23 protein-coding genes are annotated in these 20,852 nt (G+C 64.9%); 6 read left to right on the top strand and 17 right to left on the bottom strand.

What is annotated here, in order from left to right:
• Positions 1-2 precede the first annotated feature (2 nt).
• The 15 genes from NNY25_RS10165 to NNY25_RS10095 all read right to left on the bottom strand — a co-directional run bounded on the left by NNY25_RS10165 (position 3) and on the right by NNY25_RS10095 (position 12,163).
• Complete coding sequence (locus NNY25_RS10165; protein ID WP_265571295.1) at positions 3-767, bottom strand: lysophospholipid acyltransferase family protein; 765 nt, start codon at positions 765-767, stop codon at positions 3-5.
• Complete coding sequence (locus tag NNY25_RS10160) at positions 739-1,161, bottom strand: Fur family transcriptional regulator (RefSeq protein ID WP_265571294.1); 423 nt, start codon at positions 1,159-1,161, stop codon at positions 739-741. The genes NNY25_RS10165 and NNY25_RS10160 overlap by 29 nt, the downstream gene beginning before the upstream one ends.
• Before the next feature lie 96 nt (positions 1,162-1,257).
• Positions 1,258-1,686 carry a Ros/MucR family transcriptional regulator gene (locus NNY25_RS10155; protein ID WP_265571293.1) on the bottom strand — a complete coding sequence of 143 codons (429 nt, stop codon included), beginning with the start codon at positions 1,684-1,686 and terminating at the stop codon, positions 1,258-1,260.
• A 100-nt stretch (positions 1,687-1,786) separates the two neighbouring features.
• Positions 1,787-2,278 carry a GNAT family N-acetyltransferase gene (locus NNY25_RS10150; RefSeq protein ID WP_265571292.1) on the bottom strand — a complete coding sequence of 164 codons (492 nt, stop codon included), beginning with the start codon at positions 2,276-2,278 and terminating at the stop codon, positions 1,787-1,789.
• Positions 2,278-2,886, bottom strand: coding sequence for a tRNA (adenosine(37)-N6)-threonylcarbamoyltransferase complex dimerization subunit type 1 TsaB (gene tsaB, locus NNY25_RS10145; RefSeq protein WP_265571289.1), 609 nt, complete (start codon positions 2,884-2,886; stop codon positions 2,278-2,280). The genes NNY25_RS10150 and tsaB overlap by 1 nt, the downstream gene beginning before the upstream one ends.
• Positions 2,887-2,962: 76 nt before the next feature.
• A complete protein-coding gene (locus tag NNY25_RS10140) occupies positions 2,963-3,541 on the bottom strand; it encodes a NifU family protein (protein WP_265571288.1) in 579 nt (192 codons plus the stop codon).
• A 31-nt stretch (positions 3,542-3,572) separates the two neighbouring features.
• Positions 3,573-4,475, bottom strand: coding sequence for a 3-hydroxyisobutyrate dehydrogenase (gene mmsB / locus NNY25_RS10135; protein WP_265571287.1), 903 nt, complete (start codon positions 4,473-4,475; stop codon positions 3,573-3,575).
• A gap of 14 nt (positions 4,476-4,489) precedes the next feature.
• On the bottom strand, positions 4,490-5,263 hold the full coding sequence (locus tag NNY25_RS10130; protein ID WP_265571286.1) for an enoyl-CoA hydratase: 774 nt from the start codon (positions 5,261-5,263) through the stop codon (positions 4,490-4,492).
• A gap of 12 nt (positions 5,264-5,275) precedes the next feature.
• Positions 5,276-6,340 carry an enoyl-CoA hydratase/isomerase family protein gene (locus NNY25_RS10125; RefSeq protein WP_265571284.1) on the bottom strand — a complete coding sequence of 355 codons (1,065 nt, stop codon included), beginning with the start codon at positions 6,338-6,340 and terminating at the stop codon, positions 5,276-5,278.
• 15 nt (positions 6,341-6,355) lie between these two features.
• Positions 6,356-8,050: a PHA/PHB synthase family protein gene (locus tag NNY25_RS10120; RefSeq protein WP_265571282.1), complete on the bottom strand. Its 1,695-nt coding sequence runs from the start codon at positions 8,048-8,050 to the stop codon at positions 6,356-6,358.
• Between the two features lie 4 nt (positions 8,051-8,054).
• The gene (locus NNY25_RS10115) at positions 8,055-9,197 is read right to left on the bottom strand and encodes an acyl-CoA dehydrogenase family protein (protein WP_265571281.1); all 1,143 of its coding nucleotides are present in this window, start codon (positions 9,195-9,197) and stop codon (positions 8,055-8,057) included.
• Positions 9,198-9,242: 45 nt separating this feature from the next.
• Positions 9,243-9,671 (bottom strand): hypothetical protein, encoded by a 429-nt coding sequence (locus tag NNY25_RS10110; protein WP_265571279.1) that lies wholly within the window; start codon positions 9,669-9,671, stop codon positions 9,243-9,245.
• Positions 9,664-10,047, bottom strand: coding sequence for a RidA family protein (locus tag NNY25_RS10105; RefSeq protein WP_265571277.1), 384 nt, complete (start codon positions 10,045-10,047; stop codon positions 9,664-9,666). The genes NNY25_RS10110 and NNY25_RS10105 overlap by 8 nt, the downstream gene beginning before the upstream one ends.
• Positions 10,044-10,499 (bottom strand): nuclear transport factor 2 family protein, encoded by a 456-nt coding sequence (locus NNY25_RS10100; RefSeq protein WP_265571276.1) that lies wholly within the window; start codon positions 10,497-10,499, stop codon positions 10,044-10,046. The genes NNY25_RS10105 and NNY25_RS10100 overlap by 4 nt, the downstream gene beginning before the upstream one ends.
• A gap of 164 nt (positions 10,500-10,663) precedes the next feature.
• Positions 10,664-12,163 carry a CoA-acylating methylmalonate-semialdehyde dehydrogenase gene (locus NNY25_RS10095; protein ID WP_265571274.1) on the bottom strand — a complete coding sequence of 500 codons (1,500 nt, stop codon included), beginning with the start codon at positions 12,161-12,163 and terminating at the stop codon, positions 10,664-10,666.
• 307 nt (positions 12,164-12,470) lie between these two features.
• Between NNY25_RS10095 and NNY25_RS10090 the strand changes: the two genes are divergently transcribed.
• A complete protein-coding gene (locus NNY25_RS10090) occupies positions 12,471-13,625 on the top strand; it encodes a S8 family serine peptidase (RefSeq protein WP_265571272.1) in 1,155 nt (384 codons plus the stop codon).
• A gap of 68 nt (positions 13,626-13,693) precedes the next feature.
• On the opposite strand, the gene NNY25_RS10085 is transcribed toward NNY25_RS10090, so the two are convergent.
• Positions 13,694-14,797, bottom strand: a complete 1,104-nt coding sequence (locus tag NNY25_RS10085; RefSeq protein WP_265571270.1) for a putative metal-binding motif-containing protein — start codon at positions 14,795-14,797, stop codon at positions 13,694-13,696.
• A gap of 107 nt (positions 14,798-14,904) precedes the next feature.
• Between NNY25_RS10085 and rnr the strand changes: the two genes are divergently transcribed.
• From rnr to NNY25_RS10065, 4 genes are all read left to right on the top strand, one after another.
• Positions 14,905-17,181 (top strand): ribonuclease R, encoded by a 2,277-nt coding sequence (rnr, locus tag NNY25_RS10080; RefSeq protein WP_265571269.1) that lies wholly within the window; start codon positions 14,905-14,907, stop codon positions 17,179-17,181.
• A gap of 57 nt (positions 17,182-17,238) precedes the next feature.
• A complete protein-coding gene (locus NNY25_RS10075) occupies positions 17,239-17,799 on the top strand; it encodes an NADPH-dependent FMN reductase (RefSeq protein ID WP_265571268.1) in 561 nt (186 codons plus the stop codon).
• Between the two features lie 59 nt (positions 17,800-17,858).
• Entirely contained in the window at positions 17,859-18,035 is a 177-nt protein-coding gene (locus NNY25_RS10070; RefSeq protein ID WP_265571267.1) for a YegP family protein, read from the top strand.
• Between the two features lie 81 nt (positions 18,036-18,116).
• Positions 18,117-18,683 (top strand): hypothetical protein, encoded by a 567-nt coding sequence (locus tag NNY25_RS10065; protein ID WP_265571265.1) that lies wholly within the window; start codon positions 18,117-18,119, stop codon positions 18,681-18,683.
• Here the strand turns inward: NNY25_RS10065 and dcd are convergent, their stop codons facing one another.
• Positions 18,684-19,238, bottom strand: coding sequence for a dCTP deaminase (dcd, locus tag NNY25_RS10060; protein WP_265571264.1), 555 nt, complete (start codon positions 19,236-19,238; stop codon positions 18,684-18,686).
• Between the two features lie 120 nt (positions 19,239-19,358).
• Here dcd and NNY25_RS10055 point away from each other — a divergent pair, with 120 nt between their 5' ends.
• The gene (locus NNY25_RS10055; RefSeq protein WP_265571262.1) at positions 19,359-20,849 is read left to right on the top strand and encodes a replicative DNA helicase; all 1,491 of its coding nucleotides are present in this window, start codon (positions 19,359-19,361) and stop codon (positions 20,847-20,849) included.
• Positions 20,850-20,852 lie beyond the last annotated feature (3 nt).

The raw sequence follows: 20,852 nt of genomic DNA, 5'->3' as shown, positions 1-20,852 counted from the left end.
GCCTATAGGGCAGGGGGCGCGGCGGGAGAAGCCTTAAGCGCGGCGTCGATCTCGGCGCGCGCGCGCTCGGCGAGCTGCTTGCGATCGGTTCCGGGATCGATCGGCTCGAGCATCCGGACGGCGACCCGCGCCGCTCGCCAGCGCCCCAGGATGCGGCGCGCATTGTCGAGCCCGCTCTCGCCGTCGGTCCACAAGACGAAGTCGCGATCCGCGCCATAGTCGATGGCGACCGGGATCAGGTGCGAATTGGGCGGCGGCGGCGTGACTGCCGACAGGAGCGCCGGACGGAACGGGCGCATCCCCTCGGGCGCGCTGGTCGTGCCTTCGGGGAAGACCGCGAGCGGCATATGGTGATCGAACCGGTCCGCCACTGCGGCAATCTGCGCGGCGACGGCGCGGCGATCCTCACGACGGACGTAGAGCGTTTCCTGCTGGTCGGCGAGCCAGCCCAACAGCCACTGGTCCCTGACCTCGGCCTTGGACACGAACGCGCAGCGGGTCGCGACCCCCATGGCAAGGATGTCGAGCCAACTGGGATGGTTGGCGATCAGCAGGCTGCGCACAGGCGGGCGCGGGCCGATACGGCGAATGCGGAGCCCGATGATGCGCGCGGCGGCCGCGAGAAAGAGGTGCGCCACGGGGCTGCGCCCGGTCGCGATCCTGACAAGGACATGGGGGACGAGCAGCGCAGCCAGAAGGGCGAAGAGCAGGACAAGCCGCACCAGTGCGAGCGGCAGGCTACCTCTTCCGCTCGATCGCGACGCCATAGAGTTCCATGCGATGGTCGACGAGGCGGAAGCCGAGCTTTTCGGCGATGCGGCGCTGCAATTGCTCGAGCTCCTCGTCGACGAATTCGACGACCTCGCCCGTCTCGACGTTGATGAGATGATCGTGGTGCGCGTCGGACGCTGCCTCGTAACGCGAGCGTCCGTCGCCGAATTCGTGGCGTTCGAGGATGCCGGCTTCCTCGAACAGCCGCAGCGTGCGGTACACGGTCGCGATCGAGATATTGGGGTCGACCCGCGACGCACGGCGATGGAGCGCCTCGACGTCGGGATGGTCTTCGCTCTCGCCAAGGACCTTGGCGATGATCTTGCGCTGTTCGGTGATGCGCAGTCCCTTTTCGGCGCACAGCGCCTCGACGTCGATTTCTCGCTTCATGGCAGAGGAGATAGGGTCTCTTTGGCGCGGGGTCAAAAGGAAGCGGCGCGCAGGACGGCCAGGGTCGTGCGCGCCGCGAATATCCTTCGAAGGAACCTACTTCTTCGGACGACGTCCGCGCTTCGCCTTCGTGCCCAGCCCGATCTTCTTGGCGAGCTGGCGCCGCTGCTCGGCATAGTTCGGGGCGACCATCGGATAGTCGGCGGGAAGACCCCAGCGCTCGCGATATTCGTCGGGCGTCATCGAATAATGGGTCATCAGATGCCGCTTGAGCATCTTCAACTTCTTCCCGTCCTCAAGGCAGACAATATAATCGGGCTTCACCGACGCGCGAACCGAAACGGCAGGTTCGGGCTTCTCTTCCTTTTCGGCCGAACCGCCATGCAGCTTGGCAAGCGCTCCATGAACGTTTTCGATCAATTGGGCGAGGTCGCCCACCGCGACCATGTTGTTGCTGACATGGGCCGCAACAATGTCTGCGGTCAGTGTAATCAGGGTGTCGTCCTGAATCATTTCTTCGTCCATGATTGGTTGTCCCGAGCTGTTCTTTTTGGATTCGGCTACGCAATACTTGCGCCGTTAACTAGGAAATATTGGCGGCAAAGACAATTGCGCCAAGTTAAGGTCAGTCGAGCGTTCTCGCGAAGGTAAGTGCGTCGTGCCTTACTCCGTCCGTGCCGCGATAATAGGCGCGGCGGCGGCCGGCGACCTGGAAGCCGGCATGGGCGTAGAGATGCGTCGCCGGGTTGCCGTCGCGTACCTCGAGATGGAGGCGGCGCGCGCCCTGAGAGTACGCGCCTGCGACGAACGCGTCGACGAGACCATGCCCGATCCCGCGACCCTGGTCTTCGGGGCGGACGGCGAGCAGCAGCAGCTCGGCCTCGTCGGACACGGTGCGGTGAAGCGCAAAGCCGACCACACGACCGGCGGGCGAGCCGTCATGGGCGACGGTCAGCCTGACACCGTTCATCGGCAGGATGCCCGCGCATTGCGAGCGCGACCAGGCTTCGCCGAAGGCAGGCGAGAAGGCGGTGTCCATCACCTCCATCACCGCGTCGAGATCTTCGAAGCTTCCCTGCGAATGAAAGATCGGGCGGGGCTGGGGGTGGGTGGCCATCAGGCGGCCTTGGGCTTTGCGTCGGGAGGCCTGCCGTAGAGCGGCTTGGGCTCCAGTGTCCGCAGCGCGTGGGGCAGGCGGAGCGCATGGGCGGCGCGCGGATGACAGACGATGGCGTGGCCGGTGCGGCGTTCCTCGACCAGTCGCTCGGCAGCGGGGCCGAGGACGAGCGGGGCCTTCACGCAGCGCGCGGCAAGTGGCGGGGAGAGGCTCTCGTGCTGGCCGATCTCGTGCAGTTTGGGGCGCGTGAATTCCTGGACGAACAGTTCGCCGTGGCCGCCGACCATGGCGGCGGCAACGGTCTCGCCTTCCTCGGCGGCCGCGGCGATCAGCGCGAGTGAGGAAAGACCGCGGATTGGCACGCCCCAGCCGATCGCCATACCCTGCGCGGCCGCAATGCCGACGCGGATGCCAGTGAAGCTGCCGGGACCGACCCCGACAAGAATCTCGGACGGGATGTGATTGCCGATGACCGCTTCGATCATCGGCACGAGCTTTTCGGCGTGGCCGCGCCCGATGAGTTCGTGCGCCTCGCCCACGAGCGCGCCTTCCGCGCCGAACAAGGCGACGCTGCACGCTCCGGTCGATGTGTCGATCGCAAGGATCACGGGCCAGACTCCAGCTCGCCCCCCTGAGTCGGGAAGGCAACATAAAGCGCGGAAAAGCGCAACCCTTGGGGGGAATTTAGATCGCTTCGACCGAGGTCACTTCGGGGACATAGTGCTTGATCAGCCCCTCGATGCCGTTCTTCAGCGTGATGGTCGAAGAGGGGCAGCCCGAGCAGGCGCCCTGAAGCTGGAGGTAGACGATCCCGTCCTTGTAGCCGCGGTACACGATGTCGCCGCCATCCTGCGCGACGGCCGGGCGCACCCGCGTCTCGATCAGCTCCTTGATCTGTTCGATGATGTCGGCGTCGGCCGGATCGTCCTCGAACGAGACGTCGCTGTCGGGAGCGACTTCGATGCCCGCCGCGCTCCCGGGCCGGAACAAAGGGGCGCCGGTCACGAAATGGTCGAGCAGGATCTGCAGCACTTCGGGTTCGAGCTGCGGCCACTCGACGCCCGGCGCGGCGCTGACCGAGACGAAATCGCGCCCGAAATAGACGCCGTCGACCATCTGCGTCGCGAAAAGTGCTTCGGCGAGCGGACTGGCCTCGGCGGCCTCGGCATGGGGAAAGTCGCGCCCGCCCGTCTCCATGACGGTGCGGCCGGGCAGGAACTTGCGCGTCGCCGGATTGGGCGTGGTTTCGGTTTCGATCAGCATGGATGCGATGTGGTGCGCGAGGGGCGGGCGATCAACCCTCGTCGGGCGCTTTCCACGTGTCGTCGATCATCTTGATGATCGCGGAGAAATCCTTGCCCGCGCCGCCACGGTCGACAAAGCGCTGGTAGAGTTCCTCGGCTTCGCCGCCCATCGGCGTGTAGGCGCCGGCGGCCTGCGCAGCCTCCATCGCCAGCTTCAAATCCTTGAGCATCAGCGCGGCGGCGAACCCGCCTTCGTAATCGCGGTCGGCCGGCGTTTCAGGGCCGACGCCGGGGACCGGGCAGTAGCTCGTCATCGACCAGCTCTGCCCCGAAGCCTTCGACGAGATGTCGTAGAAGACCTGCGGGTCGAGGCCGAGCTTCTCGGCCAGCGCGAAGGTTTCGCAGGTGGCTGCCATGGTCGCGCCAAGCAGCATGTTGTTGCAGATCTTGGCGGCTTGGCCCGCGCCCGCGTCGCCCGCGTGGATCACGGCCTTGCCCATCTTCTCGAGGATCGGCTGCGCCTTGGCGAAGCCGTCCTTTGAGCCACCGACCATGAAGGTCAGCGTGCCCGCGTCGGCAGCCGCGATGCCGCCCGAGACGGGCGCGTCGACCATGGCGAGGCCGGCGTCGGCAGCCTGGGCTTCGACCGCGCGCGCGGTGGCGACGTCGATGGTCGAGCAGTCCATTAGGATCGCGTCCTTCGACGCATTGGGGATGACGCTGTCGGCATAGACCGCGGCGACATGCTTGCCTGCGGGCAGCATGGTCACGACCGAATCGGCACCCTTGACCGCCTCCGCCGCATCGGCCGCGAGCGTGCAGCCATTGGCCTTGGCGCGGTCGAGCGCTTGCGGGGAAAGGTCGAACGCTGCGACCTCATGCCCCGCCTTGACGAGGTTCGCGGCCATCCCGCCGCCCATGTTGCCGAGCCCGATGAAGGCGATCCGTGCCATGACGCTTGTCTCCCTTACTTGCCGGTCCAGTTGCCCGGGCGCTTCTCGACGAAGGCCTTCATGCCTTCCTTCTGGTCGTGCGTCCCGAACAGTCCGTGGAACAGGCGGCGCTCGAAATTGATGCCTTCGGCGAGGGTCATCTCGAAGGCCGCGTTGACCATTTCCTTGTTGGCGATGGCTGCGAGCGGCGCCATCGAGGCGATAGTCTCGGCGGTCTTCATCGCTTCTTCGATCAGCTTGTCGGCGGGCACCACCTTGGCGACCAGGCCGCTCGACAAGGCTTCTTGGGCGCCCATCATCTCGCCGGTCAGGCACATGTGCATCGCCTTGGCCTTGCCGATCGCGTGGGTCAGGCGCTGCGAGCCGCCCATGCCCGGCGTCACGCCGAGCTTGATCTCGGGCTGGCCGAACTTGGCGGTGTCGGCGGCGATGATGAAGTCGGCCATCATGGTGACCTCGCACCCGCCGCCCAGCGCGTAGCCCGCGACCGCGGCGATCCAGGGCTTGCGGGTCGCGGTGACCTTTTCCCAGCCCTTGAAGAAGTCCGACTTGTACATGTCGGCGAAGCTCTGGTCCTGCATTTCCTTGATGTCGGCACCGGCCGCGAAGGCCTTTTCGGAGCCGGTCAGGACGAGGCAGCGCTGGCTGTCGTCGGCATCGTACTTGGCGAAGGCGTCGATCAGGTCGGCGAGCACGTCGCTGTTCAAGGCATTGAGCGCCTTGGGGCGATTGAGCGTGACCAGCGTCACCGCGCCCTTCTGTTCGACGAGAATGGTTTCGTAGCTCATGCGTCGTGCTCCTCAGTCCAGCGGGGTCCAGCGTTCCTCGGGCGGTAGCGGCTCGAAGAAGGTTTCGACCTCCTCGTCGCTGATCTCGGCCGGGTCGGCGGGGCTCCATTGCGGGTCGTTGGTCTTGTCGATGAGGAGCGCGCGCACCCCCTCGACGAAATCGGGATGGTAGATCAGCCGGACCATGATCCCATACTCCATTTGCATCTCGTCGACGAAATGGAGCTGTTTCGGGCTCTCGGTCATCAGCTTGAGGCTAACCTTGCAGGCCATCGGCGACTTCTTGCGGATGGTCGCCGCTTCCTTCGCCGCCCAGTCGTTGCCGGCTTCCGCTTCGGCGTCGAGGCAATCGAGAATGTCCTCGATCCGGTCGGAGGCGAAGCATTTATTGATGATGTCGAGGTTCGACATGATGCGCGCATCGGGCAGATCGGTCTCGGCCGCCTCGTCGAGGATCGCCTGCACGCGGAACGGGTCTTCCATGATCCGCGCCTTCACCTCTTCGAGCTTCTCCGATTTGATGTAGTGGGTCGCAAGGCGCAGCGCCTTGCACTCGGCCCCGTCGAGGCGCGCACCGGTCAGCGAGAGGAACTGGGCGAGGCGACCGCGCAGGCGCGACAGATAGCGCCCGCCGCCGACGTCGGGGAAGATGCCGATCGTCGTCTCGGGCATCGCGAAGACCGTGTTCTCGGTCGCAACGCGGTAGCGGCACGGACAGGCGATGCCGACCCCGCCGCCCATCGTGATGCCGTCCATGAAGGCGACGCCGGGTTTCCGATAGGTATATTCGAGATGGTTGAGCCGATACTCGTCGGCGAAGAAGGCACGCGCGGCGCGGCCCTGGCCTTCGACCGACTTGACGATGCTCACCACGTCGCCGCCCGCGCAGAAACCGCGTCCTTCGGCATGGTCGATGAGGATGATGCGCACGTCCGGGTCGTCGCGCCATTGTTCGAGCGCGGCAGTCATGTCGAGGCACATCTCGCGGGTCAGGCTGTGGAGCGCCTTGGGTCGGTTGAGGCGGAGGCGGCCGGCCAGCCCCTCCTTGAAGGTCAGTACGTCGTTGTTTTCACTCATTTTCAATGTCTTCGCTTAAGGCATCATCGCGTAGGAACCGGGGGCCGGTTCGATGCCGTCCTTGATTTTGCGGGCTGCGAGCGTCTTGCCGCTGCCCTTCTCGTCGAGCCACTTCGTCCAAGTCGGCCACCAGCTGCCTTCGTGGCGCGTTGCGCTGGCGAGCCAGGCGTCGGCGTCTTCGGGCATCTCGTCGCCGCCGGTCCAGAAACCGTGCTTGTTGCGGTGGGGCGGGTTGATCACCCCGGCATTGTGGCCCGAGCCGCCGAGGATGAAGTCCGCGCCCATGTCACGCGCGCCGCGATAGACCGCTTCCCATGCCGAGACATGGTCGTCCTTCAAGGCGATTACTATCATCGGGGTCTCGATTTTTGCGAGGTCGATCTTGACCCCGTCCACCTCGAAACCGGCTGGCTCGGCGAGCTTGTTGTCGAGGAGGAGGTCGCGATTGTAGCTCTTGAGGAAGGCCGCCGGGATGCGCGCGCCGTCCTCGAACCAGTAGAGGAGGTCGCTCGGCGGGGCGGGCTTGTCGAGCAGGTAGTGCTGGATGACGCTCGACCAGATGAGGTCGTTGGCGCGCATCGCGGCGAACAGGCGCTGCAGTTCGAGGCTGTCGATAAAGCCCTGCGCCTCGAGATGGTCGTCGAGCGCGTCGAGATGGCCCTCGTGGACGAAGGCCGACCAGTCGCGCATGTCGGCGAAGTCGACGAGGCTGCCGATCAGCGTCGCGCTGTTGACCTCGTCGGCGCGGTCCTGCGCGGCAAGCCAGGCAAGTGCGATCGCGACCAGCGTCCCGCCGAGGCAGAAGCTGAACAGGTCGGGCGCGTGGCCCGTGCGCTTCTTCACTTCGCCCGCCGCGGTGACGATGCCGTCGGTGACGTAATCGCCGACGCCCTTGTCCTTGTGCGCATCGCCCGGATTGACCCAACTGATGACGAACACGGTGCGGCCTTCACCGACCAGCCATTTGACGAACGACTGCGAAGGATCGAGGTCGATCATGTAGAAGCGGTTGACGAGCGGCGGCACATAGAGGAGCGGCTCGGCGGCGACCTTGTCGGTCGTCGGCGTGTACTGGATCAGCTGGAACAGCTCGTTCTGGAACACGACTTCGCCCGGCGTCGCGGCAATGGTCTTGCCCTTCTCGAACGCCGTCGGGTCCGTGCGGCGCTGGACGATGCCCTTGCCGCTGGCGACGTCCTCGACGAGGTTGGCAAAGCCGCGCACGAGGTTGGCGCCGCCCGTCTCCTTGGTGCGCGCGACAACGTCCGGGTTGGTTGCTGCGAAGTTGGCGGGCGAAACCGCGTTCAGATACTGGTCGAGGAGGAAGTGCATCATCGATTTGGTCGGTGCGTCGCCGCCGCCCATCTCGACCACCGCCTGCAGTTGGTCGGAGGCGAGGAGATAGGCATCGCGCAGCGCGCGGTAATAGCCGTCGTCCTGCCACTCGGGCGAACGGAAGCGGCGGTCGCGCGGCGCCTCGCCCGGCTCGCCGCCCGAAAGCGCGTGCGACCAGAAGGCGCCCCATTGCGAGGCGACTTCCATCTGCACTTCGAGGAGATCGGCCGGGCGGCTGGCAAGCCCCATCGCCCATTCGCCCTGCGCCTTGGCGATCGCGAACGGATCGAACGGCATGGTCGGGGCCTTGAGACCGGTCATCGCCTCGGCGGCCTGGTGAAGGCGCTTGGCGGCGTCGCTGAGCGTGTCGATCATCGTGCTACTGGCGCAGCAGGTCGCGCGCGACGATCATGCGCATGATCTGGTTGGTGCCTTCCAGGATCGAGTGGACGCGAAGGTCGCGCCAGAAGCGCTCGACCGGATAGTCCTGGAGATAGCCGTAGCCGCCATGGAGCTGGAGCGCGCGATCGACCACCGCGCTGCCCGTATCGGTCGCGAGCCGCTTGGCCATCGCCGCGAAACGCGTCTTGTCGGGCGCGTTCTCGGTCACCTTGACCGCCGCGGCGTATAGCAGCACGCGCGCCGCCTGCAATTCTGTCTCCATGTCGGCGAGCATGAACTGGGTGTTCTGGAATTCGGCGATCGCCTTGCCGAACTGCGAACGGTCCTTGGTGTAGCCGATCGCCTCGTCGAGGCAGCGCTGCGCACCGCCCAATGAGCAGGCGCCGATATTGAGGCGGCCACCGTCGAGGCCCATCATCGCGATACGGAAACCTTCGCCCTCGGAGCCGACGAGATTTTCGACCGGCACGCGGACTTCATCGAAATTGACCTGTGCGGTCGGCTGCGAGTGCCAGCCGAGCTTCTTCTCCTGCGCGCCGAAGGAGACACCTTCCATGTCCTTCTCGATGACGAGGCAGGAGATGCCCTTGGGGCCGTCCTCACCGGTGCGGACCATGGTGACATAGATCTCGTTCTCGCCGCCGCCCGAAATGAAGGCCTTCGAGCCCGAGACGACATAATGGTCGCCGTCCTTGACCGCCTTGGTCTTGAGCGCTGCGGCGTCCGACCCGCTCGAGGGTTCGGTCAGGCAATAACTGCCCATCCGCTCCATCGTGACCATCGAGGGAAGATACTTGTCCTTGACCGCCTGCCCGCCGAAACGGTCGATCATCCAGGCCGCCATGTTGTGGATCGAGATGAACGCGCTGGTCGAGGGACAGCCATAGGCCATCGCTTCCATGATCAGCGCGGCCTCGAGGCGGCCAAGGCCGATCCCGCCCGATTCCTCGCTGACGTAGATCGAGCCGAAGCCGAGCTCGGCGGCCTGCCGGATCGTGTCCTTGGGGAAGATATGCTTCTCGTCCCACTCGCCCGCATGGGGAGTGATGGCGTCAGCGGTGAACTTCTGCGCCATCTCCTGGATCTGGCGCTGGTCGTCGGTCAAATCGAACTGGGTCATGGCCAGCGCCCCTAGCACCCCCGCCAAGAGAAGGGGAAGGGGGGTTCAGTCGCAGCGGACGTACCGCGTCTCGCGCTTGGGCGAATTGCGCGAGCGCAGCAGTGTGTCGCCCTCGCGGGTCAGGATCACGACTTCGCTCCACGTCTCGCCCTGCGCCTCGATCATGAAACGCGCTTCGAGCCGCTTGGGCGAGGTCATGCGCGGCTCGTCGAAGCTCGCCTTCATGTCGTGGTTGGTGAAGCCGTCGGGCCCGACCGTGATCGATTCGCGCATATAGGTGTTTGCCGGATCGCAGTCCGCCGCGCTTGCACCCCATCGCCCGTGAAATTCGACCGGGATCGGCGGAGCCGGAGCCTCGTCGCCCGGCACGGTCAGCGCGCTCGGTCCCTCATAGGCAATCGACTCGTCCTCGCCGGGCAGGTCGGTACAGGCGACGAGCAGCAGCAGGGGCGCGAGCCAGCCGTTTCTAAGCATCGAGGATCGCTTCCGCCTCGATCTCGATCCGCCATTCGGGCCGGAGCAGCTTGGCGACCACGACCATCGTGGACGTCGGGCGCGTGTCGCCGAAAAACTCGCCGTGCACTCTTCCAATCGCATCGGCGTCGTCCGGATCGGTGATGAACATGCGCGTGCGCACCATGTCGTGCGCCGTCCCGCCCAACTCCTCGACGGCTTTCACGGCGATCTCGAAGCAGCGGCGGGCCTGCGCTCCGGCGTCGCCTGGCGTCGAACTCCCGTCCTCTTCGATCGGCGCGGTGCCCGCGACGAGGATACGGTTCCCGACGCGCAGTGCGCGCGAAAAGCCGTACGCGGCCTCGTAGGGCGAGGTGCCGGCGAGCCGTTTCCTCATTCGCTGCCGATCCGCGTGTTCTGGTCGTGGACCAGCCGCCACTCGCCGTCCTCGAGCGCGAAGCCGAATGTCAAGAGCGACGACTTGGCTTCCATCGGCCCGTCGGGTCCGTCCTCGTCGAAGCGTGTGCGGTAGAGCGCATGGCCATAGGTGCCGCGCACGTCGAAGGCGATCGGTTCGGCCTCCATCGTCCACCCCTCGACGCCGAAGAACATGTCGTGGAAGGCGAGATATTCCTCGCGCGTCTGCGTCATTCGCCCGGTCGGAAAGATGAGGAGCAGCGTCTCGCCCCTCGTGATCGTAGCGCGGATCGTTTCGATATCGCGCGTCTGGATCGCGGCGACATGCGCCCGTACGACGCTTTCGAAATCGGGCGGAGACAGGGCGGCTGGCGTGGTGGCGCATGCGGACAAAGCGAGCCCGGCGCATGCGATCCTGGAGAAGTGCTTCATAACGCCCCCTGTACCGTGGTCAGGGGACGCTATGGGCGCCGCTTGTTCAAGTCCAGTGGGGATGTCCGGCTTCGCAGGGAGTCCATCGCTCCCCGCCCCAGTTTTGCCTGGACAGCCAAACTGGTGGTGACCGCGTCGGACGCGCCCCGCGCGTCTTTCGGCGGTCACCCCATCGTCGGGATGACGAAGGCGTCCTTGTTGTCGCCGCTCGCCGAGCCGTCGGGCCAGCGCTGGGTGATCTTCTTGGCCTTGGTCCAGAACTTGATGCCATCCATGCCGTGCTGGTCGATGTCGCCGAAGCCCGAGCGCTTCCAGCCGCCGAAGGTATGGTAGGCGACCGGCACCGGGATCGGCACGTTGATGCCGACCATCCCGACATTGACGCGGTGCGCGAATTCCCGCGCGGCGTGGCCATTGCGGGTGAAGATGGCGACGCCGTTGCCGTACTGGTGCTCGCTTGGCAGGCGCACCGCTTCTTCGAAAGTGTCGGCGCGGACCATCTGCAGGACGGGGCCGAAAATCTCTTCCTTGTAGCTCTCGAAATGCGGCTTGACGTGATCGAACAGGGTCGGCCCGACGAACCAGCCGTCGGTGCCCTGCAGTTCGAGACCGCGCCCGTCGATCACCAGCTCGCCGCCTTCGTCCTTGCACTTCTGGATCCAGTTCTCGACACGGCTCTTGTGCGCTTCGTTGATCACCGGCCCGTAATGGGCCTCGGGGTCGGTCGAGACGCCGACGCGCAACTTCTCGATGGCGGGAACCAGTTTTTCGCGCAGGCGCGCGGCCGTCTCGTCGCCCACGGGCACGACGACCGGCAGCGCCATGCAGCGCTCGCCCGCCGATCCGAACGCGGCGCCCGTGAGATCATTGACGACCTGGTCGAGGTCGGCGTCGGGCATTACGATGCCGTGGTTCTTCGCGCCGCCGAACGACTGAACGCGCTTCGCGTTCGCGGTCCCGCGCGAATAGATATATTGCGCGATGTCCGACGATCCGACGAAGCTGACCGCCTTGATGTCGGCGGCGTCGAGGATCGCGTCGACCATTTCCTTGTCGCCGTGGACGACGTTGAGAATGCCGTCGGGAAGACCTGCTTCGCTCATCAGCTCGGCGAGGCGGACGGGCACGCTGGGATCGCGCTCGGAGGGCTTCAGGATAAAGGCGTTGCCGGTCGCGATGGCGGGGCCGAACATCCACATCGGGATCATCGCGGGGAAGTTGAACGGGGTGATGCCGGCACCGATGCCCAAGGGCTGGCGCATCGAATATACGTCGATGCCGGGGCCGGCACCCTGCGTATATTCGCCTTTCTGCGCGTGCGGGATGCCGCAGCAGAATTCGATCACCTCGAGCCCGCGCTGCACGTCGCCCTTGGCGTCGGCGATGACCTTGCCATGCTCGCTCGAGAGGAGCTCGGCGAGCTCGTCCATGTGGTGTTCGACGAGGCGCTTATACTCGAACATGATGCGCGCGCGGCGCTGGGGGTTGGTCGCGGCCCAGGCCGGCTGCGCGGCATTGGCGGCATCGATCGCCTGCTGCAGGACGTCGCTCCCGCCTAGCGAGACCTCGGCTTGCTGCCGGCCCTCAGACGGGTTGAAGACCACTCCCTTGCGGCTGCCTGCCGACACGCTCTTGCCGTTGATAAAATGGTCAATGCTACGCATGGGGAAAATCCTCGTTTGGAATGCTCGGGCGCTGCCCTAGCCAATGGATTTGGCAATATCCAGTTGTCTGGGACGCGCTGTTCATGAAGTCGGCGCGTTTACCGCGCGCCATTAACCGCGATTTATCGGCACCCGACCGGGTGCGATGCGATAATATCTCTCGAAAATTCGGCAAAAAATTGCAGCGATTTTGTCACAATCGCGGGAATTGCATTCCAATCGACTCCCACGTCGATTAACGAACTTGACCCTGCAAAATTCCGTGAGAAGCATGGCCCCGCTCACATTCAGTCAGCGGGGAAATTACATGAAGAATCTGATCGTTCTGGCCGCCGGTGTTTCGGCGGTCGCGGTGGCGTCTCCGGCTCTCGCCCAGCCCGAGTACATCCCGGGCCAATATATCTGCACCTTCGATGCGTCGGTTTCGAAGGGCGAGGTCGTGTCGGCTTCGAAGCGCGCGGCCGACACGGTGCGCGGCACCGTCATGCGCGACTACAAGAACACGATCCGCGGCTTTGCGGTGCGCATGCCCAACGAAAACAGCATGGGCAATCCCAAGGCGGCGATGAAGCGCGGCGGCAGCCCGGTTGCCGATTGCGAACAGGACCAGATCGCGACCGTCGATCTTTATCCGACCCCCAAGGCACCCAGCAACAAGGCCAAGCCCGGTTCGGGCGGCGGCTCGCCGTCCCAGTCGACCCCCTACGGCATCTCGCGCGTCAAGGGCCTGGCGAACTATACCGGCAGCAACGTCGCGTGGATCATCGACACCGGCATCGATCTCGACCACGAGGATCTCAACGTCGATGTCGGCCGCTCGGTCAACTTCGTCGAGCGCGAGAGCAGCCCCGAGGACCTCAACGGGCACGGTACCCACGTCGCGGGCACCGTCGCTGCAGTCAACAACTCGATCGGCGTGATCGGCGTTGCGCCCGGCGCGAAGGTGATCGCGGTGCGCGTTCTCAACCGTCGCGGCTCTGGCAGCTATTCCGGCATCATCGCGGGTGTCGACCATGTCGCCGCCAACGGTGCGCCGGGCGACGTCGCCAACATGAGCCTGGGCGGCGGGTACAGCCAGGCTCTCAACGACGCGGTCATCGCCGCGGCGGCCAACGGCATCCACTTCGCGCTCGCGGCCGGCAACGAGTCGACCGACGCCAACACCAAGAGCCCGGCGAGCGCCAATGGCGCCAACGTCTACACGGTGAGCTCGATGACCAGCAGCGACAGCTGGTCGAGCTTCTCGAATTACGGCAACCCGCCGGTCGACTATGCCGAGCCCGGCTCGTCGATCCTCTCGACCTACAAGGGTAACGGCTATTCGACGCTGTCGGGCACCTCGATGGCCTCGCCGCATCTTGCCGGTATCCTGCTCGCGACGGGCGGCAACCCGCAGACCAGCGGCACCGTCAAGAACGATCCGGACGGCAATCCCGACCCGATTGGCGTCGTCAGCAAGTAAGCGCGGCGCAGTCGAAATAAGAAGGGCGGCTCCTCGCGGGGCCGCCCTTTTTCATTGGGTTGGCCTGCCTAGTAGGCGTCCGGTGGAATATAGGATGGAGACGCCGGGTCATCCTCGTCGACTGTGCCATCGCAGTCGTCGTCATAATTGTTCATGAAATCGATCGCCATCGGATTCACCTTGAGATTGCGATCGTTGCAGTCGGTGCCGCGCGTCTCGTGAACACCGTCGTCGTGAACGTTGAACGCCTGCATCGAGATGAATCCGTCATTGTCTTGATCAACGTCTCCGATCGTCGAGACGTCGCAATCCTCGTCATGACCTTCTGCGTCGGCGACCTCCGGGTTGCCGGGGAAGCGGTTCGAGTCCGTGTCATCGCAATCGCTGCCACCAGCTTCGATCGCTTCCACACCGTCACCGTCGGCATCCTCTTCGACATGAATAGTGTCCGGGTCGAGCACGGTCAGCCCGTTCGGCTTGCTATAGGCATGAGTGCGACCCTTCCCGACGCGCATTTCATAGGTAGCGCGTTGAAGGCCCTCTTCGAGGAATTGCTCCAATCCGATACGTGTCGCTTGAGTGAGGGCCCCGGCCGGCACGAGCGGATCGCGTGCGCAATTAGGATCGGTCCGACTAGGACACATCCCCCTGATCTGTGCGCTAGGTTCGATGGTCGTCTCGCCGTCGACCCACCGTGCTGCGGCCAGCTTTTCGTTGAAATACTGCACCACCTGCTTGCAGCGTGTGTCGCAATTCTCGGGGGGCGACAGGATCTTGAGAACCTCTACATTGAAGCCATCATATTTCGGACCCGCAAGTCCTATCGTGGTTGCCCCGCCGGACGGGTAGTGGATCACGCGATCGGACGGCGCGAGGACGTAGATTTGTCCCCAAGGGGTTGCGCTACCGCCTCGTCTTGTCGCCTCACGGCGAGGAAGGTTCGGGCGCGTTTTCGCTTCGATGGGTGCGACCTTGGTCGGCGCGTTGATCTTGGTCTTGAGAATGCCCTGCAGCACCTCAGGCGGGAGTTTCGCCTTGAGCGTTGGCGCGACCACCGTTGTGGGCTTTTGGACGGTCACTTTGGGAGCGGGCAGCTTGGCGACCTGCGTTGCCGCAGGAGCGGTCATTCCCAACATGGCGACCATTGCGACCGCGAACAGTCTTTTGAACATCGACGCTACTCCTACGACCTCACCTGCCGACAGCTTAACCTGTTTTAAGGTCGATTCCAAAATCCGCTTCCGGTGGCACTTTCTGCGGGTCCGTGCGATGGCAGGGCATGGCCAAGACACCGCCCAAGGGCGCCCAGGGTCTTCCGACCCCCAAGCAGATCCTCGAATTCATCGAATCGTCCGACCAGCCCGCGGGCAAGCGCGAGATCGCGCGCGCGTTCGGCATTCGGGGCAACGACAAGATCCATCTGAAGCGCATGCTCAACGACATGGCCGACGAGGGGCTGATCGATAGCGGCCGCGGGCGAGCCTTCCACAAGATGGGCGGCGTCCCGCGCGTTACCGTGCTGCGGGTCATTTCGACCGACGATGGTGAAGTCTGGGCGACGCCCGAGCAGTGGCACGCTGAAACCCCGCCGCCCAAGCTGCGCGTGATCGAGCGCGGGCGGCGCTCGTCCTTGTCACTCAACGACCGGATCCTCGCGCGTACCGAAGAGCGCGGGAAGGGACATGTCGCCCACGTCATGAAGAAGCTCGCCCGCTCGGCAGAATTGCTGATGGGCGTTGTCCACCAAGAAGGCAGTCGCCACTTCCTCGCCCCGATCGACAAGAAGCAGCGGCGTCACTTCCCGCTGTCCGATCTCGGCGAGGCGCAGGTCGGCGACCTCGTGCTGGCCGAGCCGGTCGGCAAGGGCTCGCATGTCAGCGCCAAAGTCGACGCGGTGCTCGGCGACCCGTTCGCTCCGCGCAGCTTCAGCCTGATCGCGATCCACAAGCACGGCATCCGCGACAAATTTCCCGAAAGCGTGATCGCCGAGGCCGAGAAGGTCTCCAAGCAGCCGCTCGGCGACAAGCGCGAGGATTTGCGCCATCTTCCCATCGTTGCGATCGACCCCGAAGATGCGCGCGACCATGACGATGCGATTTGGGCCGAGCCCGATCCCGACAACGAGGGTGGATGGCGCGCGATCGTCGCGATCGCCGACGTCAGCTTCTACGTCCGCCCCGGCTCCGAACTCGACCGCGAGGCGAGAAAGCGCGGCAACTCGGTCTACTTCCCCGACCGCGTCGTGCCGATGCTGCCCGAGGAATTGTCGGCCGATATCTGCTCGCTCAAGGAAGGGCAGGATCGCGCGGCGATGGCCTGCCACCTGACCATCGGTTCCGACGGCGGACTGACCGCCTTCCGCTTCACCCGCGCGGTGATCCGCGTGGCCGGCAACATCGCCTACGAGGATGCGCAGGCCGCGATAGACGGCGAGAAGGACCGGGTCGATGCCGACCTGGTCGACAAGGCGTTGAGGCCGCTCTGGGGCTGCTGGGCTGCCTTGCTCAAGGCGCGCGAGAAGCGCGAGCCGCTCGAACTCGATTTGCCCGAACGCCGCGTCGTGCTCGACGAGAAAGGCCGCATCATGTCGGTCGCCCCGCGCGAGCGCCTCGATGCGCACCGGCTGGTCGAGGACTACATGATCGCGGCCAACGTCGCGGCCGCCAAGGCGCTCGAGAAGAAGAAGGCGCCGGTGATGTACCGCATCCACGAGCAGCCCGACCGCGAGAAGCTTTCCACGCTCAAGGAGTATCTCGACACGTTCGGGATCAGCTTCGCGCTGGGCCAGGTCATCACGCCGAAGACGTTCAACCGCATCCTCGAGCGCATCGGTCCCGATCACGACAACAAAACCGAGATCACCGAGCAGATCCTCCGGAGCCAGATGCAGGCGCGCTACGGGCCCGAGCCGCTCGGCCATTTCGGCCTGTCGCTGGGCAGCTACGCGCATTTCACCTCGCCCATACGCCGCTATGCCGACCTTCTCGTCCACCGCGCGCTGGTCGATGCCTACAGGCTCGGTGACGGCGGGCTGCCCAAGGGCGAGGGGGAGGAATTCTCGCGCATCGGCGAAACGATCTCGGCGCTCGAGCGGCGCGCGATGGAGGCCGAGCGCGAGACGATCGACCGCTATGTCGCCGCCTATCTCGCCGACCGCGTCGGCCAGCTGGTCGACGTGCGCATCACCGGCGTCCAGCCGTTCGGCTTCTTCGCCACGGTCGAAGGGCTGGGGGGCGACGGGCTGGTCCTCGCCAAGACGCTGGGCCGCGAATATTTCCGCTACGACGAGAAGCGCCAAGCGCTGGTGGGCGACGATAGCGGCGAGGAATATCGCTCGGGCCAGCGGCTCCAGCTCAGGTTGGTCGAAGCCGATCCCGCCTCGGGCGCGCTGCGCTTCGAACTGCCCGAAGGCAGCTATGGCGGCGATAGCCAGGACAGGCGTGATGGTCCTCGCCGGGGCAAGGGCCGCCGCGAGAAGGACGAGCGCCGCGACGGATCGCGCAAGCGCCGCCCCGATTCCGGCGGCCGACGCCGCGACAAGGGGAAGAAGCGCTAGGGAAACCCGCGCCCCGCCTGCCCGTTGGGGGAGAAATCCCCATCATCGGAGCACGCCATGGCCAAACCCAAAGTCGCCTTCATCTGCGGGTCGATCCGCGAAAAGAGTTTCAACCGCCGCCTCGGAAAGGCGGTCGCGGCGATGACCGCGGACCGGTTCGAGATCGTCGACGTCCCGATCGGCGAACTTCCGCTCTACAACCAGGACACGGACGGAGACGATCGTCCACCCGAATGGGAAGCGTATCGCGACATGGTACGCGAGTGCGACGCGGTGCTGTTCGCCAGCCCCGAATATAATCGCTCGATGACCGGCGCGCTCAAGAACGCGATCGACGTCGGGTCGCGCCCCAAGGGCAAGGGCGTGCTGATCGGCAAGCCCTGCGCGGTCTTTTCGGCCACTCCCGGATCGACCGGCGCGGAAAACGGCAACCTTGCGCTGCTGCCGTGCATCAAGACGCTCGACATGCCCGACATGGGCCAACCCGAAGCCTATTGGGGCGGGGTCAACGACGACAAGGTCGCGCTTGACGGGACGATCGCCGACGCGGGCCTCGAAAAGGTGGTGCGCCAGTTCGCCAATGCCTTTGCAGACTATGTCGAGAAGCACTGCGGTTGACCGTTCACCGGTCGCCTGACAGCCTGCATTTCCGTATCACCCGCCGAAGGAGTAGCAACGTGGCCCACAAGTTTTTCATCCGCAAGGACAAGCGCGGCGAGTTCCGCGTGAGCTTCGAATATAATGGCGAGAAGATCTTCTTCACCGAGGGATACTCGTCCAAGTCTAGCGCCAAGAACGCGATCGATTCGATCCTCAAGAACGGCCCCGCGGCCGAGGTGGTCGACGAGGCCTGACCCTTCGTCGAACCGGGCTTGGCCATTAGGTCGCCCGGCGATTGAACTCCCCGTTCCATCCATGGCGCGGGGAGTTTTTTCATGCTGCTGACGATGATGGCGAGCCTCGCGCTCGCGCAGATCCCGGAGGGTGTCGCGCCCGCTACCTGCGAGACCGGCGAGGCCACGCCCGAACAGCGCGAGGCGCTGAAGGACTTCGATTTCCTGATCGGCGACTTCTCGGTCACCGGCCATATGTGGACGGGCACGCAATGGTCGCCGCCGCGGCCCAACACGCCGCCCTCGCGCTGGAACGGGCGCTACGGGCTCGGCGGCACCGCGATTATCGACGAGTGGTACAATGTCGATCCCGGCTTCGAAGAGGACAAGGGTCGCGGCGTCAACGTGCGCATGAAGCGCGACGACGGCACCTGGGAGATGGTGTGGCTCAACCGCCCGGGTTTTTCCGCCCAGCATCTCGTCGCCTCGCTCAACGACAAGGGCGAGCCGGTGATGACGCAGGTCTATCCCGAGCGCAAAGGCTTTGAGGCGACCTTCACGCGGCTGGGCCCCAACCAGTGGATGCGCGTCCACCACGCGCTCGACGCCGAGGGCAATCCGCTACCGCCGATCATGCTAAAGGCCACGCGCATTCCCTGCGCCGAGTGATCAGAGTTTCGGCAACGTCACGCCGCGCTGGCCCATATATTTGCCGGCGCGGTCTTTGTAGCTCGTCTCGCAGCGCTCGTTGCCCTTGAGGAACAGGAACTGGCACGCGCCTTCGTTCGCGTAGATCTTGGCGGGCAGCGGCGTGGTGTTGGAAAATTCGAGCGTCACATGGCCTTCCCAGCCGGGCTCCAGGGGCGTGACGTTCACGATGATCCCGCAGCGCGCATAGGTCGATTTGCCAAGGCAGATGACGAGCACGTCCTCGGGAATGCGAAAATATTCGACCGTGCGCGCCAGCGCGAAGCTGTTGGGCGGGATGATGCAGCAGTCGGTCTGGCGATCGACGAAATTCTTGGGATCGAAAGCCTTAGGGTCGACCACCGATGAATCGACGTTGGTGAAGATCTTAAATTCGTCCGCGACGCGCGCGTCGTAGCCGTAGGAGGACAGGCCGTAGCTGATATTCCCTTCGCGGCGCTGCGCCTCGACGAAGGGTTCGATCATGCCGTTTGTCTGGGACTGCTCGCGAATCCACTTGTCGGAAAGGATGCTCATGGCCCCATTGTGTGGCGGGGAAATCCTGTCCACGCAATCGTTGGACTTATCCACATTTCGTCCACTGGAAAAATCGGGTGGCGCGTTCACGGGCCGCAATCTGCTATAAGCTGTCATCCCATGGCCGAAGTGATTCAGATTGGCGAGAGCGGGGGCTCGAACGCCGAACAGACCCTACCCCATAACGTCGAGGCGGAAGCCGCGCTGCTGGGCGCGATGATGATCGACAACAGGCTCGTCGAGGACGTGCAGATGAAGCTGCGCGCCGAGCATTTCTACGAGCCGCTCCATGGCCGGATCTACGAGCAGATCCTGCGCATGACCGACAAGAACATGATCGCCAACCCGGTGACCCTGAAGCCACTGTTCGAGGCGGACGAGGCGATGCGCGAGGTGGGCGGGCCGTCCTACCTCGCCAAGCTGACGGGGTCGGGCGCGAGCATCATCGGCGCGAAGGATTTCGCAGCCCAGGTCTACGACCTTGCGCTGCTGCGCGCGCTGGTCGGCGTCGGCCGCGATCTCGTCGAGAGCGCGCTCGACACGTCTGACGAAGTCGCGCCGCTCGACCAGATCGAACGCGCCGAGAGCGAGCTCTATCGCGTGGCCGAGGAAGGCGGCGCGGAAGGCAAGGCCAAGAGCTTCGGCGACGCTTCGAAACTGGCGCTCGAAATGGCCGAGAAGGCCTTGAACTTCGGCGGGCACCTGTCGGGCTACACGACCGGCATCGAGGGCGTGAACAGCAAGAGCGGCGGTCTCCAGCGATCCGATCTCGTGATCCTCGCGGGCCGTCCGGGCATGGGCAAGTCGTCGCTGGCGATGAACATGGCCTTCGCCTGCGCGCAGCGTTTCGTGCGCGACCAGCAGGACGGTATTCCGCCCGAAAAGAGCGCGGGCGCGCCGGTTGCCTTCTTCAGCCTCGAAATGTCGGCCGACCAGCTCGCGACCCGCGTGCTCGCCGCCGAGAGCGGCATCAGTTCCGAAAAGCTGCGCATGGGCAAGATCTCGCGCGAGGAGTTCAAGAATCTCGCGCGTGCCTCGGCCGAACTCGCCAACCTGCCGCTTTATATCGACGACACGGCCGGTCTCACCATCGCGGCGCTGCGCACCCGCGCGCGTCGGCTCAAGCGCCAGAAGGGCATCGGAATGGTCGTTGTCGACTATCTCCAGCTGCTTCAGGGCACCGGGCGCAACGGGGCGGAAAACCGCGTCCAGGAAATTTCCGAGATCAGCCGCGGCCTCAAGCAGCTCGCCAAGGAACTCGACCTGCCGGTAATCGCGTTGTCGCAGCTCAGCCGTGCGGTCGAGCAGCGCGAAGACAAGCGCCCGCAGCTGTCGGACCTGCGCGAATCCGGCTCGATCGAACAGGACGCCGACATGGTCTGGTTCGTCTATCGCGGCGACTATTATCTCGAAATGCGAAAGCCTGAGGACGACCATCCCAACTTTGCCGAATGGCAAGAAGAGATGAACCGTCTCTACGGTCTGGCCGAGCTGATCGTCGCCAAGCAGCGTCACGGTTCGACGGGCAAGGTGATGATGAAGTTCGACCGCCAAGTGACGCGTTTCAGCGACGTGGCGGACGACAGCTATTATCCGGAAATGCGGGGCTAGGCC

This window comes from Sphingomicrobium nitratireducens (genome assembly GCF_026157035.1).
In the GTDB taxonomy this organism is placed as follows: Bacteria; Pseudomonadota; Alphaproteobacteria; order Sphingomonadales; family Sphingomonadaceae; genus Sphingomicrobium; species Sphingomicrobium nitratireducens.
The sequence above is the reverse complement of the archived record's forward strand: the minus strand, read 5'-3'. Positions and strand labels throughout refer to the sequence as shown.